General features: G+C 66.9%; 15 protein-coding genes. 4 read left to right on the top strand and 11 right to left on the bottom strand.

Annotation, left to right across the window (positions count from 1 at the left end; translation table 11 throughout):
- Positions 1-68: 68 nt before the first annotated feature.
- A complete protein-coding gene (locus GV832_RS07930; protein WP_168774312.1) occupies positions 69-677 on the bottom strand; it encodes a hypothetical protein in 609 nt (202 codons plus the stop codon).
- A 91-nt stretch (positions 678-768) separates the two neighbouring features.
- On the opposite strand from GV832_RS07930, the gene guaB reads away from it, so the two are divergent.
- Positions 769-2,217, top strand: coding sequence for an IMP dehydrogenase (gene guaB / locus GV832_RS07925; protein ID WP_168774311.1), 1,449 nt, complete (start codon positions 769-771; stop codon positions 2,215-2,217).
- Positions 2,218-2,412: 195 nt separating this feature from the next.
- Here the strand turns inward: guaB and GV832_RS07920 are convergent, their stop codons facing one another.
- Positions 2,413-2,589 carry a hypothetical protein gene (locus tag GV832_RS07920; RefSeq protein WP_168774310.1) on the bottom strand — a complete coding sequence of 59 codons (177 nt, stop codon included), beginning with the start codon at positions 2,587-2,589 and terminating at the stop codon, positions 2,413-2,415.
- An 11-nt stretch (positions 2,590-2,600) separates the two neighbouring features.
- A complete protein-coding gene (locus GV832_RS07915; RefSeq protein WP_168774309.1) occupies positions 2,601-2,789 on the bottom strand; it encodes a hypothetical protein in 189 nt (62 codons plus the stop codon).
- 102 nt (positions 2,790-2,891) lie between these two features.
- On the opposite strand from GV832_RS07915, the gene GV832_RS07910 reads away from it, so the two are divergent.
- The 3 genes from GV832_RS07910 to GV832_RS07900 all read left to right on the top strand — a co-directional run bounded on the left by GV832_RS07910 (position 2,892) and on the right by GV832_RS07900 (position 7,536).
- Entirely contained in the window at positions 2,892-3,638 is a 747-nt protein-coding gene (locus GV832_RS07910; protein ID WP_227754303.1) for an SDR family NAD(P)-dependent oxidoreductase, read from the top strand.
- 345 nt (positions 3,639-3,983) lie between these two features.
- A complete protein-coding gene (locus tag GV832_RS07905) occupies positions 3,984-5,117 on the top strand; it encodes an RsmB/NOP family class I SAM-dependent RNA methyltransferase (protein WP_168774307.1) in 1,134 nt (377 codons plus the stop codon).
- 187 nt (positions 5,118-5,304) lie between these two features.
- Complete coding sequence (locus tag GV832_RS07900) at positions 5,305-7,536, top strand: ATP-binding protein (RefSeq protein WP_168774306.1); 2,232 nt, start codon at positions 5,305-5,307, stop codon at positions 7,534-7,536.
- 1,545 nt (positions 7,537-9,081) lie between these two features.
- Here GV832_RS07900 and GV832_RS07895 read toward each other — a convergent pair.
- From GV832_RS07895 to GV832_RS07860, 8 genes are all read right to left on the bottom strand, one after another.
- Positions 9,082-10,500: a mannitol dehydrogenase family protein gene (locus GV832_RS07895; protein ID WP_168774305.1), complete on the bottom strand. Its 1,419-nt coding sequence runs from the start codon at positions 10,498-10,500 to the stop codon at positions 9,082-9,084.
- A 1-nt stretch (position 10,501) separates the two neighbouring features.
- Complete coding sequence (locus GV832_RS07890; RefSeq protein WP_168774304.1) at positions 10,502-11,263, bottom strand: L-iditol 2-dehydrogenase; 762 nt, start codon at positions 11,261-11,263, stop codon at positions 10,502-10,504.
- Positions 11,260-12,255, bottom strand: a complete 996-nt coding sequence (locus tag GV832_RS07885; RefSeq protein WP_168774303.1) for an ABC transporter ATP-binding protein — start codon at positions 12,253-12,255, stop codon at positions 11,260-11,262. The genes GV832_RS07890 and GV832_RS07885 overlap by 4 nt, the downstream gene beginning before the upstream one ends.
- A 6-nt stretch (positions 12,256-12,261) precedes the next feature.
- Positions 12,262-13,092, bottom strand: a complete 831-nt coding sequence (locus GV832_RS07880) for a carbohydrate ABC transporter permease (protein WP_168774302.1) — start codon at positions 13,090-13,092, stop codon at positions 12,262-12,264.
- Between the two features lie 9 nt (positions 13,093-13,101).
- The gene (locus GV832_RS07875; protein ID WP_168774301.1) at positions 13,102-13,971 is read right to left on the bottom strand and encodes a carbohydrate ABC transporter permease; all 870 of its coding nucleotides are present in this window, start codon (positions 13,969-13,971) and stop codon (positions 13,102-13,104) included.
- Between the two features lie 135 nt (positions 13,972-14,106).
- Positions 14,107-15,417, bottom strand: a complete 1,311-nt coding sequence (locus GV832_RS07870) for an ABC transporter substrate-binding protein (protein WP_435531750.1) — start codon at positions 15,415-15,417, stop codon at positions 14,107-14,109.
- Positions 15,418-15,522: 105 nt separating this feature from the next.
- The gene (locus tag GV832_RS07865; RefSeq protein ID WP_168774431.1) at positions 15,523-16,482 is read right to left on the bottom strand and encodes a sugar-binding transcriptional regulator; all 960 of its coding nucleotides are present in this window, start codon (positions 16,480-16,482) and stop codon (positions 15,523-15,525) included.
- Positions 16,482-17,132: an HAD family hydrolase gene (locus GV832_RS07860; RefSeq protein ID WP_168774300.1), complete on the bottom strand. Its 651-nt coding sequence runs from the start codon at positions 17,130-17,132 to the stop codon at positions 16,482-16,484. The genes GV832_RS07865 and GV832_RS07860 overlap by 1 nt, the downstream gene beginning before the upstream one ends.
- Between the last annotated feature and the right edge of the window lie 29 nt (positions 17,133-17,161).

Below are 17,161 nucleotides of genomic sequence, written 5' to 3'. Positions count from 1 at the left end.
CAAGAGGGGCGCTGCCCCTCGCGGCTTTGCCGCTCACCCCGGGATATTTGGTCCAGTGTGAAAGGGGATCAGGGGGCGCAGCCTGTCTTGATCCAGGTGCCGGTGGAGGCGTGCAGCAGGTCCTGGAGGCGGTCGGTGCGGGCAATGGCCTCGTCCTGGGTCAGCGTGTCGAACCAGCGGTTGTAGATGGGGCGGTCGAGGAACCTGTAGGTGTCGAGGGAGAGGAGGACCTCGTCGGGCGGCGCGGCGTCGGGGGTGTCCATCAGGGTGACCCAGTCGTCCTGCAACCAGGCCGAACCCTTTCGCGACAGGAAAATCATGTCGAAGCCCCCCTCGGAAAACTGGACCCCCGAGGCGTCGAACCAGACCGTGTGATCCTTGCGGAAGTTTCCGACACGGTTGAACTGGGCGAGATGGCCAAGGACCTCACCGTCGAGGGCAAGGCCTGCGAGCCATTGGCCGTTGGCGATCCAGACCGGGTCGGGCCCGTCGATCTGCCGGGGGAAGCCGGGGGTCCGGGCCACCAGTCCGGACGTTACCCGTTCCAGGATCAGGTCGAGCCCGTCCCGTGGTGTTCCCGCCTTGTCCACCATGGCATAGCGCCAGCGGGTGCAGTCCTCGGCCACCCCCGCCTGCGCCGAGAGCACCAGGGCCAGTCCCCAAGCCGTACATCGCATCGCCATCCTCTCCCTTTCGGTTTCACCCTTGCCCTTTCCCCGCGATGGTGCAAAGGGAAATCGCCAACCGATCATGCCGATGGAGAGACCCATGGAGATTCGCGAGGCTTTGACCTTCGATGACGTCCTGCTTGTTCCCGCAGCCAGTTCCGTGCTGCCCTCGGATGCGGATACGTCCACTTTCGTCACCAAGTCGATCCGGATGAACATTCCGCTTCTGTCCTCTGCGATGGATACGGTGACCGAGGCGCGGATGGCGATTGCCATGGCGCAGTCGGGCGGGATCGGGGTGATCCACCGCAACCTGGATATCGAGGCCCAGGCCCGCGAGGTTCGCCGGGTCAAGCGGTTCGAGAGCGGCGTCGTCTATGCGCCGATCACGCTGCGCCCCGAACAGACCATGGCCGATGCCAAGGAGCTGATGGAGCGCTACAACATCACGGGCTTTCCCGTGGTGGACGAGGCGGGGCGGGTTCTGGGCATCGTGACCAACCGTGACATGCGCTTTGCCTCTGACGACAAGACGCCGGTCTCGGTGATGATGACGCGGGATAACCTCGCTGTCCTGCGCGAGCCCATTGACCGCGCCCAGGCCATTGCCCTGATGAAGCAGCGCCGGATCGAGAAGCTTCTGGTCACCGATGGCGCGGGCCATCTGACGGGGCTTTTGACGCTGAAGGACACCGAGAAGTCGGTCTTGAACCCCCATGCCTGCAAGGACGAGATGGGGCGGCTGCGGGTTGCTGCGGCCTCCACGGTCGGGGATGCGGGGTTTGAGCGCTCCCAGGCCCTGATCGAGGCGGGTGTCGACATGGTGGTGATCGACACGGCCCATGGTCACTCCGAAGGGGTGGCGCGGGCGGTGGAGCGGATCAAGAAGCTCTCCAATACCGTGCAGGTCGTGGCGGGGAACGTCGCGACCGGGGAGGCGACGCGGGCGCTGATCGGCGCGGGGGCCGATGCGGTCAAGGTGGGGATCGGGCCGGGGTCGATCTGCACGACGCGGATCGTGGCGGGGGTCGGCGTGCCTCAGTTGACCGCGATCATGGATTCGGCGCGGGCTGCGGGCGATGTGCCGGTGATTGCGGATGGCGGGATCAAGTTCAGCGGAGACTTCGCCAAGGCGATTGCGGCGGGGGCCTCCTGCGCCATGGTGGGTTCGGCCATTGCGGGGACGGATGAGTCCCCCGGAGAGGTGATCCTGTGGAACGGGCGGTCCTACAAGGCTTACCGTGGGATGGGCTCGCTTGGCGCCATGGCGCGGGGCTCGGCGGATCGCTATTTCCAGAAGGACGCGGCTTCCGACAAGCTGGTGCCCGAGGGGATCGAGGGCCAGGTGGCCTACAAGGGCACGGTTGGCCAGGTCCTGCACCAGATGGTGGGGGGCCTGCGCGCCGCCATGGGCTATACCGGCAACCGCACCATTGCCGAGATGCGGGCCAATTGCCAATTCGTGCGCATCACCGGGGCGGGGCTGAAGGAGAGCCACGTTCACGACGTGCAGATCACGCGGGAAAGCCCGAACTACCGCGTGGGCTGAGACGCGGTCGCTTTGCGAAGGTCGAGGCCCCGGGGCTCAAGCCCGGGGCCGCTTTGGTTTTGCGGGGCGGTTCGGCGCAGATGAAAGGGGACCCGGGGTCACGACCCCGGGCTACGCAGCGGAGCGAAAGCGCTTTGCCCCAAGCGCCCCGCCGCCCCGGGCTTGACCCGGGGCCTCGACCATATGGTCTTGCCCTCAGCCGCCGACGGCAGCGCCGATCACCAGGAGAAGCAGCAGCGGCACGATGATGTCGCCGCCGGAAGAGTAGTGCGGCGTGGCATAGGCCTCCGGCATCTCCGGCACGCCCCCCGCCAGCACCGCTCCGGGGGAAAGGGTTGCAGCCAGAAGGCCAGCAAGAAGGATCTTGCGCATGGTTTGCCGCCTCAGTTCGCGACGGCTGCACCGATGACGAGCAGGAGCAGCAGCGGGACGATCAGTCCGCCCGAGGAGGAGGAGGGCGCACCGCAATCGCCGCAGACGACGACCGGTTCGACTTCGGGGACGCCGCCCGCGAGGGTGGCAGCGGGGGCCAGGCTGGCGGCGAGCGTCAGGGCAAGGGCGATTTTGCGCAAGGAAACCTCCATGAAATGCGTGTGCAGAGTTTGGCGGTTGCAGGGCTTGCGTCAATCATAAACTTTGGCGGAAGCTTGGGCTGGCCTGGGATGGGGGAAAAGATGGAAAAGCGTGTCGCCTTGGTGACCGGGGCGGGGGCTGCGGGGGGGATCGGCATGGCCTCTGCCCGCGTCTTGGGGGCTGCGGGGCACCGCTTGGTGATTGCCGGGGCCTCGGGGCGGATCCATGCAAGGGCGGCGGAGCTTCTTGCCGAGGGCTTCGAGGTGCGCGCCCACCAGGGCGACCTGACCGATCCTGCCGAGGTCGGGCGGCTGGCGCTTTTGGGGCCGGTCGATGTCCTCGTGAACAATGCGGGCATGGGGTCTCAGGCCGAGCCTGGGGGGCTGACCTCTTTCGCCAAGGACGACATGACGCGCTGGCGGCGCGAGATGGACCTCTCCTTGACCACGGCGGTCCTGGTGACACGGGCCTTCCTGCCCGGGATGCTCTCGCGCGGGTTTGGGCGGGTGGTGATGATGGCTTCGGTGACGGGGCCCGTGGTGTCCATCGCGGGGTCTTCGGCCTATTCGGCGGCCAAGGCGGCGATGGTGGGGCTGACCCATGCCCTGGCGCTGGAGGTGGCCAAGAAGGGCGTGACGGTCAATGCCGTGGCACCGGGCTGGATCGCGACCGAGGCAACGCAGGAGGGCGAGTTTGTGGCGGCCAGGAAGTCTCCGATGGGACGGGCAGGGCGGCCCGAGGAAGTGGCGGCCTGCGTGGGTTTCCTGGCCTCCGAGGCGGCGTCTTATGTGAATGGCGCGGTGCTGGTGGTGGATGGCGGGAATTCCTTGCAGGAGAAGAAGGGCTAGGCCCTGCCGACTGCGGCCTCGGCCCTGTTCCGGTGGCGTCGCCCTGCCGACTGCGGCGTTGGGCCCTGCCGACTGGGCCCCGGGGTCTGACCTGGTGGCCTTGCCCCGCCGACTGCCAAGCGGGGTCCCGCCGACTGCGCCGACGGGGTTTCCACGTCTCCCCCAAGCACCGCCGACTGGACGTGATGCGCCAGGGCCCTGTCCCCACAGTCGGCGGAGCCTCCGCTGGGCGGCACGCGCCGTGGGCGCAGTCGGCAGCGCCCCCCTTTCGCAAGCCCCCCGTTCCACCTGTCCAATTCCGCCGCTTGGTGCTACTCCCCGCCCGACCCATCCCCCGAGGCCCCCATGACCCCTGCCGCCCGCGTCTCTGCCGCCATCGAGATCCTCGACCGCATCCTCGCCGGAGAAGCGCCAGAACCCGCCCTGACCAACTGGGGCCGCGCCCATCGCTTCGCGGGCTCGGGCGACCGCCATGCCATCCGCGACCATGTCTTCGACGCGCTGCGCCGCCGTGCGTCCTGGGCGGCCCTGGGGGGGAGCCTGACCGGGCGCGGGCTGATGCTGGGCTGGGCGCGCGAGGCCGGGGTCCTGGCGCAGGTCTTCACCGATGCGCCCCATGCGCCTGGGGCTGCCGTGTCCCCGCCGCGCGCGCCCTCCGAGACCGAGGCGCTGGACTGCCCCGACTGGCTGGCGCCCAGGCTGCGGGCCGACCTTGGCGCGGCTTTCGTGCCGACCTGCCAGGCGCTGCAACACCGCGCCCCGGTCTTCCTGCGGGTGAACCTTGCCCGCACCACCCGCGCGGCGGCGGCGCTCCATCTGCAGGAGGAGGGGATCGCGACGCGCGAGGCCCTCGTGGCCTCGGCGCTGGAAGTGACGGCAGGGGCGCGCAAGGTCCAGGCGAGCCAGGCCTATGCCCAGGGCCTGGTCGAGCTGCAGGACGCGGCCTCGCAGGCGGTCGTGGCCGAGCTTGGTGCGCTGAAGGGGCTGCGGGTGCTGGACCTTTGCGCGGGTGGCGGGGGCAAGGCGCTGGCCATGGCGGCTCTGGGGGCCGAGGTCACGGCCCATGACGCGGCGCCGCGGCGGATGGCGGACCTGCCGCTGCGGGCGGCGCGGGCGGGTGCGCGCATCGCCCTGACCGACGCGCCCGAGCGCCTCGCGCCCTTCGACCTGGTCCTGGCCGATGTGCCCTGTTCCGGTTCCGGCAGCTGGCGGCGCGACCCGATGGGCAAGTGGAGCCTGACCGAGGCGAAGCTGGCGGCCACCCTGGCGCTCCAGGCGCAGATCCTGGATCGGGCCTTTGGGATGGTCGCGCCGGGAGGGGTCCTGGCCTATGCGACCTGCTCGATCCTTGCGGCCGAGAACGGCGTCCAAGTTGATGCTGCGATGCAGCGACATGGTCTGGTCGAGCTGGGGCGGCGGCAGTTCCTGCCCGGGACGGAGGGCGATGGCCTCTTCATTGCCCGAATGAAAAGGGTTTGAAGCAACTGCCAGTTGTATTCTTGTGCGAATTTTGCGAGGCTCCCGCGAATGTTAATGCCTGATTAACCCTTCTGGCCCCCCATGTTCACAAAGGGTTCCGAAGGGAATCGGGTGACCGGGGGCCGGGCAATTGGGTGATGTGACGGTGATTGGCAAGAGGACCCTTCCGGGACTGGGGTTGCCGCTGATGGCGGTGGCTGCGGCCCTGGCGGCGGGGGTGGTGGCTTGGGCCGCGCCCACGGCCGCGATGCGGATGGGGGGGGCGCTGGTGGCGCTGAGCCTGGTCTTCCTGGCGCTTGGGCTGCGGCTGCGGGCCTGGGCGGGCACGCGGGCCGAGCGGACGCGCCTGCGGCAACTGACCGAGCTTGTGGGCCAGGACGCGACGCCCTGTTTCATGACCGACCGCCTGGGCGAGATCCGCTATCAGAATGCGGCGGCCGAGGCGCGGTTCCAGTCGCGGATGGGGGCCACGCTGGTGGCCACGATGTCCGAACAGTTCGCCTCGCCCTCTTCTGTGCTTTTCCGTTTGCAGAACAGGGCCTTGCATGGCGGATCGGGGCGTGAGGATGTCGTGACGCGACGCGGCCACATCCGGCTTTCGGTGGCCAGGATGGGCGATGACCGCTTCATGTGGCGGCTCGAAGAGTTCCAGGATCGCGGGGCCGGTCGCGGTGGGGCCGATGCCCTCTCGCTGCCGATGCTGACCGCCAACAAGGCGGGCGTGATCCTTTACAGCAACGAGGCGATGCGGCGGCTGGTCGGGGGGCGACCCAAGCGGCTCGACCGGATTTTCAACACCCCGATCCTTCACTCCGGCGAAGAGGTCGAGGTTCAGGGCGTCGATGGCCCGACAAGGGCGATCCTGGCCGAACTGGATGGCCCCGGCGAAAGGCGCGAGATCTATCTTCTCCCGGTGCCCGAGGGCACGCCCTTGCCCTCGGCCATGGCCGATTTCGAACATGTGCCGGTGCCGCTTGCGAAATTCGGGCCGAATGGCGCGCTGATCGTGGCCAATGCGGCGGCGCGGGCAATCTTGAACCTGACGGGCGAGCCGGGCGTCATGTTCCATGACCTGCTCGAGGGGCTGGGCCGCCCGGTCTCGGATTGGCTGGACGATATCGTGAGCGAACGCGCGCCCTCGCGGTCGGAAATGCTGCGGGCGCGCCTGGTGGATGGCGAGGTCTTCCTCCAGGTCATGCTGCGGCGCATCGTCGAACATGGCCGCCCCGAGGTTCTGGCCGTCCTGCAGGATGCCACCGCCTTCAAGACGCTGGAGGCGCAGTTCGTCCAAAGCCAGAAGATGCAGGCCATCGGCCAGCTTGCAGGGGGCATCGCCCATGACTTCAACAATCTTCTGACCGCGATTTCAGGCCATTGCGACCTTTTGCTCATGCGCCACGAACGCGAGGATTCCGATTACGGCGACCTGGTGCAGATCCACCAGAACGCCAACCGCGCGGCCTCGCTGGTCAGCCAGCTCCTGGCCTATAGCCGCAAGCAGACGCTGAAGCCCGAAAGGCTGGACCTCGAGGATGTGCTCTCGGAACTGGCGCATCTCTTGAACCGGCTGGTCGGAGAGCGCATCCGGCTGCAGCTGAACCATGGGCTGAAACTGGGCGCGATCCGGGCCGACAAGCGCCAGCTTGAGCAGGTCCTGATGAACCTGGTCGTGAACGCCCGCGATGCCATGCCGCAGGGCGGGGTGATCCGGGTCGACACCGAGGCGATCTCGCTGAGCGAACCCCTGGTGCGCGACCGGGCCACGGTGCCCGCGGGGGATTATGCGGTGATCAAGGTGCAGGATTCGGGCAGCGGCATCCCGGCCGACCGTTTGCAGAAGATTTTCGAGCCCTTCTATACGACCAAGAAGGTCGGCGAGGGCACGGGTCTTGGTCTTTCCACGGCTTACGGCATCGTGAAACAGTCGGGCGGCTTCATCTTCGTCGACAGCGAAGTGGGGGCGGGTTCGACCTTCTCGCTCTATTTCCCGATCCATTCGGGGCCCGCCGACCTGGTCGAAGAGAAGAAGAAAGTCGTGTTGAAACAGGGCGAGGGGGTCGTTCTCCTGGTCGAGGACGAGGCGCCGGTGCGCGCCTTCGCCTCGCGCGCGCTGCGGATGCGGGGCTACACGGTGCTCGAGGCCGAGAATGCCGAAGAGGCCCTGAGGACGCTGGAGGACCCCTCCTTGAATGTCGATGTCTTCGTGACCGATGTGGTGATGCCGGGGATGGATGGGCCGAGCTGGGTGCGCCAGGCGCTGGAAGAGCGGCCCCATGTGAAGGTGATCTTCGTCTCTGGCTATGCCGAGGACGCGCTCTCCGAGACGCAGAGCCGGATCCCGAACTCGGTCTTCCTGCCCAAGCCCTTCTCGCTGGGTGACCTGACCGCGACGGTTCAGGGCCAGATGCAGATGCAATAGGCCAGCCCCGCCGACTGGACCCAGCCTCACATCCGCCGTCCCTGGCCCTGCCGACTGCCTGTGCAGGGAGGACGCGCTCTGGCGTCCTGGGGTCTCCCCCCCGAAGGACCAAAGCGGGCGGAGGGGGGAGGGTGGCGGCTTCCCTGGTGCAGCCCTTCGTTTCGGCGAATGATTGCAGAAGACCCCCCACCCGAAGGACCAAAGCGGGCGCCGGAGGGGGGGAGGGTCCCGCCTTCCCTGATGCAACCCTTCGTTGCGGCGATTGATCGCAGAAGACCCCACACCCGAAGGTCCCAAGTAGTCTTCTGAGGTGGACGGGTGCCGCCTTCCCTGATGTAGCCCCCCTGACTTGGCGATTGATCGCATAAGACCCGCCACCCGAAGGACAAAAGCGGGCGCCGGAGGGAGGGAGGGTGGCGGCTTCCCTGACGCAGCCCTTCGTTGCGGCGAATGATTGCAGAAGACCCCCCACCCGAAGGACCCAAGTAGTCTTCTGAGGTGGACGGGTCCCGCCTTCCCTGACGCAGCCCTTCGTTGGGGCGATTGATCGCAGAAGCCCCCCCCCACCCGAAGGTCCCAAGTAGTCTTATGAGGTGGATGGGTGCCACCTTCCCTGATGCAGCCCCCTGACTTGGCGATTGTTCGCATAAGACCCGCCACCCGAAGGACCAAAGCGGGCGCCGGAGGTGGACGGGTGCCGCCTTCTCTGACGCAGCCCTTCGTTGCGGCAATTGATCGCAAAAGACCCGCCACCCGAAGGACCCAAGTGGGCGCCGGAGGGGGGAGGGTCCCGCCTTCCCTGATGCAGCCCTTCGTTGCGGCGAATGATCGCTTAAGACCCCAACCTAAGGTCGCAAGTGGCCTCCGGAGGTGGACGGGTGCCGCCTTCCCTGACGCAGCCATTCGTTGCGACGATTGATCGCTGAAGGCCCCGCCACGGATCCTCCAAACCGGTCGCCGAAAGGGGGAAGGGTGCCACCGTCTCGGGGGCAGGTCCTGTTGGGCCGATTGACGCCAGGACGCCCCGCCCCCGAAGGTCCCGGACGGGCCCCGCGAGGGAGAGAGGCGCCACCCTCTCCGGCGCAGCCCGCTCGCGCCATTGTCCCCAGAAGACCCCGCAGCCGCCGGTGCCAAACGGGCGAAGGATCGGTTTGCCGCCTCAGCCCGGCACGGAGGGACAGCTCAGAAGGAAATCCAGGCCCTGCGGAGCGGGGATGGCGGGAGGCGCTGTCTTCGAGCCTCCCCGCCAAGCGGGATGAACGTTCTGGCGCCTCGATGCGTGACTGCCTCACTCACTCCGCGCGCCCCAGGGTCACACTCGCAATCGTCAAAGCCGAATTGCCTGCCATGCACTCAGCTTGCACGCCCCCGGATCACTCGCCATTGAGGCGGTGACCTAGGGGCAAGAGGGCACTCACCCCCGTAGCCCCCGGATCACGCCCCTGATGCCGCGCCCCCATTCCGCCCGTGACAAGCCCCCAGTCGGCGGGGCGAGGCTTGAAGGACTGGCGCAGCCTCCCAGTCGGCAGGGCCAACCGCGAAAGGCTACCCGATATAGGCCCGCATCGCAGCCTCGCTGCCTTCGGCCCAGACCTTGTCCAGCGCGGCGCCGAAGGCCGCGACGAAATCCGGGTTCCGGGCCAGGTCGCCATAGATCGGCTCCATCGCGATCCAGGCGGAGGGGTCCGCCTTGGCCGCCCGGGCCGCCGCCTGCAGCATGTCCCAGTTCGGATCGTTCGGCGCGATCTCGGCGCCGGTCTCGTCGGTGCCGAAGCAATAGCGACACCAGAGCGCGCTTTCCAGGATCAAGCCATGCGGCATGACCCCGCGCGCGAGGTTGTCGCGGATCGACAGGATGATGAACTTGGGCTGGCGGTTCGAGCCGTCAAGGCACAGCCGCCGTTCGGTGTCGGCCACTTCGGGGTTGGAAAAGCGCTCGATGATCAGGGACTTGTAGTCCCCCAGCACCACGCCCGGGACCGGGGGGACGACGGGCAGGATCTCGCGGGTCTCGACCGCATCGAGGAAGCCGCGGATCGTCGCGTCCTGCATCGCCTCATGGACGAAATGGATGCCCTTGAGCCCGCCGGGATAGGCGATGATCGCATGGCCGCCGTTCAGGATGCGGATCTTCATCGTCTCGTATTCGTGGACATGGTTGGTGAAGGTCACGCCGACCTTCTCCAGCGCCGGGCGGCCCAGCGGGAAATTGTCCTCGAGCACCCATTGCCGGAAGGGTTCACAGGTCACCGGCACCGGGTCCGACAGGCCGAAATCGGCGGCCATGGCGCGCTCGCGGTCGCCGGTTGCCGGGGTGATGCGGTCGACCATGCCATTGGGGAAGGCGACATTGGCCTCGATCCAGGCGGCGAAGTCCGGGTCCGAGAGCCGGGCCAGGCCGCAGACGGTCGCGCGGGTCACATGGCCGTTGCCGGGCAGGTTGTCGCAGGACATGACCGTGAAGGGCGCCACGCCCGCCGCGCGCCGCGCCCGCAGGGCCGCGATGATGGCGCCAAAGGCCGTGCGATGCGGCGCCGCAGCATCCGCAAGGATCTCGGGTGCCAAGGGATCGAAAGCCCCGGCCGAATCCATGAAATACCCGCCCTCGGTCACGGTCAGCGAGACGATGCGGATCGCGGGGTTGGACATCGCGGCGATCAGGGCGGCGTTGTCCTCCTGCACGGGCAGGAAGTCGATCATCGACCCCACGCGCCGCGCCGATCGGCCCGATGGGTCCAGTTCGATCACGGTCGAGAGGCAATCCTGCGCCAGGAGCGCCTCGCGCATCCGCGCATCGGGGGCGCGCACGCCGGCGCCGAGGATGGCCCAGTCATGCCCCTCACCCAGGGCGAAGAGATCGTCCAGGTAGACGGCCATATGGGCGCGGTGGAAATTCCCCAGGCCGATATGGACGATGCCCGGGGTCAGTTTCGAGCGGTCATAGAGGGGCGTTGTATAGGTCATCTCAGTTCATCCAATTCCCGCCGTCGACGTTGTAGGTCTGGGCGACGATGTAATCCGCCTCGTCCGAAGCGAGGAAAACGGCCATTCCGGTCAGGTCTTCGGGCCGTCCCATGCGGCCATGGGGCACGGCCAGGCCCACCTGGCGCTTCTTCTCGCCCAGGGGGAGATTTTCGTATTTCGCGAAAAGCGCATCGACCTGGTCCCACATCGGCGTGTCGACGACGCCGGGGGCGATGCCATTGACCTTGATGCCATGCTTGATCAGATCAAGGCCCGCCGACTGCGTCAAGGAGATCACGGCGGCCTTGGAGGCGCAATAGACGCCGACCAGCGCCTCGCCGCGACGGCCCGCCTGGCTGGCCATGTTGATGATCCGCCCGCCGCGCCCCTGCTTGATCATCTGCCGCGCCACGGCCTGCAAGGGAAAGAGCGTGCCTGCGACATTGATGTCCATGATGCGCTGATAGCTTTGCCGCGTGATCTCGACAATGGGGGCCAGGTCGAAGGCGGCGGCGTTGTTCAACAGGATGTCGATGCCGCCCGCGACCTTGACCACCTCTGCCACGGCGGCGTCGATCGAGGCCTGGTCGGTCACATCCATCGTGATGCCGAAGGCGCCGGGGATCTGGGCGGCGGTCTCGGCCGCGCCCTGGATATCGGCCACGGCGACCACGGCGCCTTCGCGCGCATAGGCCTCGGCGAAGGCACGGCCGATGCCGCGCGCGGCGCCGGTGATCAGGGCGACTTTCCCCGCAAGTCTCACAGCGCCACCCCGTCCTTGCCGAAGCGGTGCAGCTTGCCCGGCATCGGCGCAAGGCGGACCTTGTCGCCATGGCGCAGCATGACCTCGCCCGGGGCACGGACGGTCAGGACACCGGCCTGACCCGTGGTGACCTTGAGGAACGTGTCCGAGCCGAGGTGTTCGGACAGGCCCACGGTCCCCTCCCATCCGCCCTCGGTGACGATCCCGAGATGTTCGGGGCGGATGCCGATCTGGTCGGCGCCCTCGGCCGCGGCCAGCGCCCCGCCGATCAGGTTCATCTTCGGCGAGCCGATGAAGCCCGCGACAAAGGTATTGGCGGGCTTGTGGTAAAGCTCCATGGGCGAGCCCACCTGTTCGATGCGCCCTGCGTTCAGCACGACGATCTTGTCGGCCATGGTCATGGCCTCGACCTGGTCATGGGTCACGTAGATCATCGTGGTTTTCAGCGACTGGTGCAGTTCGGTGATCTCCTGCCGCATGGTGACGCGCAGCGCGGCATCGAGGTTCGAGAGCGGCTCGTCGAAGAGAAAGGCCGAGGGCTCCCGCACGATGGCCCGCCCGATGGCCACGCGCTGCCTTTGCCCGCCCGAAAGCTGGCCTGGGCGGCGGTCGAGGTAGTTGGTCAGGTTCAGGACCTTGGCGGCGGCGGTGACCTTTTTCTCCTGCTCTTCAGGACTGGCCCCGGCCATCTTCAGCGGGAAGGCGATGTTCTTCCTGACCGACATATGCGGATAAAGCGCATAGCTCTGGAAGACCATGGCTAGGCCGCGCTGTGCGGGCGGCGCGCTGGTCACCTCGCGGGCGTCGATATGCATGGTGCCCGAGGTCAGGTCCTCGAGCCCCGCGATCAGGCGCAGCAGCGTGGACTTGCCGCAGCCCGAGGGGCCGACGAAGACGACGAATTCGCCATCCTCGATGGTCAGGTCCAGCCCCGGGATGACATCGACCTCGCCAAAGGCCTTGCGGACGGATTTCAGAACGATCTTGCCCATTTTACCTCACTTCACCGCGCCGAAGGTCAGGCCGCGGACGAGTTGCTTCTGGCTGAACCAGCCCAGTATCAGGATCGGCAGAATGGCCATGGTCGAGGCCGCCGAGAGTTTCGCGTAAAACAGCCCCTGCGGCGCCGAGAAGGAGGCGATGAAGGCCGAGAGGGGGGCCGCCTTGGTCGTGGTCAGCGTGATGGTCCAGAAGGCCTCGTTCCAGGCGAGGATCACGTTCAAAAGCAGGGTCGAGGCGATGCCCGGCACCGCCATGGGCGTCAGGACGTAAAGCACCTCGTTCCACAGGTTCGCGCCATCCATCCGCGCGGCCTCCAGGATCTCGGAGGGGATTTCCTTGAAATAGGTGTAAAGCATCCAGATGATGATCGGCAGGTTCATCAGCATCAGGGCGATGACCAGGCCGATTTTGCTGTCATAGATGCCAAGCCACTGGAACAGAAGGTAGATCGGGATCATGACCGCCACGGCGGGCATCATCTTGGTGGACAGCATCCACATCAAGAGGTCCTTGGTCCGCCGCCCCGGCACGAAGGCCATGGACCAGGCGGCGGGGATGGCGAGACCCAGACCCAGAAGCGTGGACCCCACCGAAATGACGACCGAATTCCAGAAGAAGCGCGGATAATCGGACCGCTGCCAGACTTCCGCATAGTTCTCCAGCGTCCAGCTTGCGCCGAGGAACTCGGGCGGCATGGCCACGGCAGAAGCCTCGGTCTTGAAGGAGGTCAGGATCATCCACAGGACCGGGAAGAAGATGATCAGCGCGACGGTCCAGGCGGCCAGGGTGGTCAGGGCCTTGCGGCGGGGTGTCGTTGCACGTGCCATGGGGGCTCCTTAGGCGTCCAGGTTCTTGCCGATGCCGCGCATCAGGACGATGGCCACAAGGTTGGCAAGGATGACGGCGATGATGCCTCCGGCAGCGGCGCGGCCGATGTCCTTGGCGACGATGGCTTGTTTGAAGATCATGTAGGGCAGGGTGGTCGAGGCCGAGCCGGGCCCTCCTTGCGTCGTCGTGAAGATCTCGCCGAAGATGCCCAGCAGGAAGATGGTCTGGATCAGGATGACGACCGTGATGGCCCGCGTCATATGCGGCAGGATGATATAGCGGAAGCGGTTCAGGGCACCGGCGCCATCCATCTCGGCCGCCTCGAGCTGTTCGGAGGACAGCGATTGCAGCGCGGTCAACAGGATCAGCGTCGCAAAGGGCAGCCACTCCCAGGAGACGATGCCGATGACCGAGGCCATGGGATAGTCCTCGAGGAAGAGGATCGGCTCATAGCCCAGCCCTCGGGACAGGGCGGCGAAGAGCCCGTTTTGCGGATGCATGAAGAGGTTCTCCCAGATCGAGGCCGCGACCGGGGGCATGACGAAGAAGGGCGCGATGACCAGGATGCGCAGCGCGCCCTGACCATGGACCGGCTGGTCGATCAGAAGGGCGATCAGCGTGCCGAGGATGACTGTGATGATCAGGACCCCGCCCACCAGGAGCAGCGTGTTGACCAGGGCCAGCCAGAAGTCGGGGGCGTTGAAGAACCAGGTGTAGTTGCGATAGGTCCAGCCCGTCCGCTCGGGCGACAGAAGCCGGAAGATGCGGAAGGAATACCAGATCGTCAGGCCCAGGGGCACGATCATCCAGACCAAAAGGACGAGGACCGAAGGCGCGACCATCAGGCGGGCGGCAAAGCGGGTGGATTGCGTCGACATGGGGCAGCGGCTCCGATGATCTGGGCGCGAAGGATCTGGGCGCGAAGGGGAAGACCTGCGGGCGCCAAGTCCGGGCGCCCGCAGGCTTGGGAGGCGACCCGGGCGGGGAGGGAGCCCCCGGCCCGGATCGGTCGATCACTTCACATAGCCGGCGGCGGCCATTTCTTCGCTGACGGCGGCTTGCGCCTCGGCCAGGGCCTCGTCGGCGGTCTTCTGGCCAGCCAGGGCGGCCGAGAAGATCTCGCCCACGGTGGTTCCAAGGCCCGCGAACTCGGGGATCGCCACGAACTGCACGCCGACGTAAGGCACCGGCTTGACGGTCGGGTTGGTCGGGTCAGCCGCGTTGATCGAGTCCAGCGTCATCTTGGCGAAGGGGACCTTGGCATATTCCTCGTTCATGTAGAGCGAGGTGCGCGTGCCCGGGGGAACGTTGGCCCAGCCTTCCTTCGAGGCGACGAGCGCCAGGTAGTCCTTGTTGGTCGCCCAGTTGATGAAGGCCTTGGCGGCGTCCTGCTTCTGGCTGGAGGCGGGGATCGCCAGCGACCAGGCCCAGAGCCAGTTGCCGCGCTTGCCGAGGCCATTGTCCGGGGCCAAGGCAAAGCCCACCTTGTCGGCCACGGTCGAATCCTTGCCCGTCACGAAGGACGCCGCAACGGTCGCGTCGATCCACATGCCGCACTTGCCCTGGTTGAAGAGCGTCAGGTTCTCGTTGAAGCCGTTGTTGGAGGCGCCAGCGGGGCCGTATTGCGTCATCAGGTTCAGGTAGAAGTCCAAGGTGGCCTTCCACTCGGGCTGATCGAACTGGGTCACCCAGTTTTCATCGAACCAGCGCGCGCCGAAGGAGTTCGACATGGCGGTCAGGAAGGCCATGTTCTCGCCCCAGCCGGCCTTGCCGCGCAGGCAGATGCCGTTGATGTCATTGGCGCGGTCGGTCATCGCGGCCGCGGCCTTTTCGATATCGGCCCAGGTGGGGGCCTCGGGCATGGTCAGCCCGGCCTTCTCCATCAGGTCGGTGCGATACATGACCATCGAGCTTTCGCCGTAGAAGGGCGAGGCCAAGAGGTTGCCATCGACGGTCAGGCCGCCGCGCATGGCGGGCAGAAGGTCATCGACGTCATAATCGGCCGGCAGGTCGTTCAGCGAGGCGAGCCAGCCCTGCTTGCCCCAGATCGGAACCTCGTAGGTGCCGATCGTCAGCACGTCATACTGGCCGCCACCCGTGGCGATATCGGTCGTAACATTCTGACGCAGAACGTTTTCTTCCAGCGTCACCCAGTTGACCTTGATGTCGGGGTGCTTGGCGTAGAAGTCATCCATCAGCCCCTGCATCCGGATCATGTCGCCGTTGTTCACGGTGGCGACGGTGATCTCGGTTTCGGCCATGGCCACCCCGGTCAGGGTGAGCAAAGCCGTGGCGCCCAAAAGGGCGCGCAGCGTCATGTTCATTGGTATCCTCCCAAAGCAGCGATTGAGCATTTCATCGCTTGCCGGGCAATTACTCATATTGGGGCGTGATCCGTCAAGCCCCATCCCTCGCTGCACCTGCGAAGGTCAGAGGGTCAGAAGCGCCCGCGCGGTGGGCTCATCTGTGACCAAACCGTTAATAATCCGGGCTTTCAGCGCTGCAGCAAGGGCGGGCGTTTTCTGCACCCCGGCGGCGATTCCGATGGCGGGCCGGGGCAGGCCGGGCTCGACGCGGACCCCGCCGGTGCGGCGATTCGTGCCGAGATCCAGGTAGGCGCCCTGCGAATCATAGACCCAGCCCGCGACTTCCCCGGTAGCGCCCGCCGCCTGCATGGCATCCAGCTCGGCCCGGGTGACGAAGCCGTCCTTCAGAAGCGGCGCATCGTCCGACATCTGGCCGACGCCCACGAAGATCACATCGGCCTGCCGCGCCAATTCGACCACGCGCTGCACCGGGGCCAGGGCGTGGAAGGCGTCGTTTTCCGCCTCGGTGGTCGAGATCACCGGCACGGGCATCGGGTAATGCGGCGCGCGGACCTTGTCGGCCAGCCGCATGACCACGTCGAAGAAGCTGGCCGAGCCGTCGGGGGCGATGTTGCCGATCAGGCTCACCAGCCGATGCTGCGGCGCAGCAATCTCGTCCATCGCATCGACCATGCCGCGCAGACTGCGCCCGGTGCCGAGCGCGATGACCTTGCCCTCGGCCATGCGCAGAACCCGCTCGAGTTCTGCCGCAGCGACCGGAGAGGTCGCGCGCACCGCATCCACCCCCGGCCCGGCAAAGGGCGCGACGCGGGCCCGGGTCAGGCCGAAGCGGTCGGTCAGGGCGGCTTCAAGGTCGAGACAGGCGCCGATCCGGTGCGAAAGCCGGACCTGGATCAACCCCTCGGCCACCGCCCTCGACACCAGCCTTTGCGCGCGCTGCCGCGAGACGCCAAGCTCGGCCGCGATCTGGTCCTGGGTCAGCCCGCCGAGGTAGTAAAGCCACCCGGCCCGCGCGGCCTCGTCATGCAGAGAGGGTTCATCGGCTTGCGGCACTTTCGCCATCATTGTCTCCGCTGCAAAAGGGGGAAAAACCCCGCGAAATCATTGAACTCCATGGCGGCACGCGCATCGTCCGGCGTCTCCAGCGGCCCCTTCAGATGGCTGCCCCCGGTGAAGCGCCAGACCTCCATCCCCGCAGCAAGCCCCGCCCGCACCCCGTTCAGACTGTCCTCGATCACCAGGCAGGACTTGGCCTTGTAGACCCCCGCCACATGCAGAAAGAGGTCCGGCGCAGGCTTGCCCCGCGCCACCAAGGAGGCGGTATAGACCCGGTCCCCGGTCAGGTCCGAGAGCCCCGCGATCTGCAAGCTCCGCTCCGCCCGGCGCGGAGAGGAAGACGTCGCCACGCACCAGGGCAGGTCCAGCGCGACAAGCACCTCCCGCACCCCCGGCATGACCCGCAGCTCGGTCTCGAATGCCGCGAGGAGCCTGGCGCGGTATTGCTCTTCGAACTCTGGTGTCAGCTCCAGCCCGAACTCGGCCCGGATCACCTTCATCACCGTGGGATAGGACCGCCCCAGGAAGTTGCGCGCGACATAGTCCATGTCGATCACGACCCCCAGCCGCGCCAGCTCGGTGATCAGCATGCGCGCGCTGATGATCTCGCTGTCGATCAGCACCCCGTCGCAGTCAAAGATCACCAGGTCGAACATGAACCACCCCTTTTTCCCGGTTTCCCCCG

The organism is Stagnihabitans tardus, assembly GCF_009925085.1.
In the GTDB taxonomy this organism is placed as follows: Bacteria; Pseudomonadota; Alphaproteobacteria; order Rhodobacterales; family Rhodobacteraceae; genus Stagnihabitans; species Stagnihabitans tardus.
Note: the sequence above shows the minus strand (reverse complement) of the source record. Positions and strands in the feature narration are given on the sequence as shown.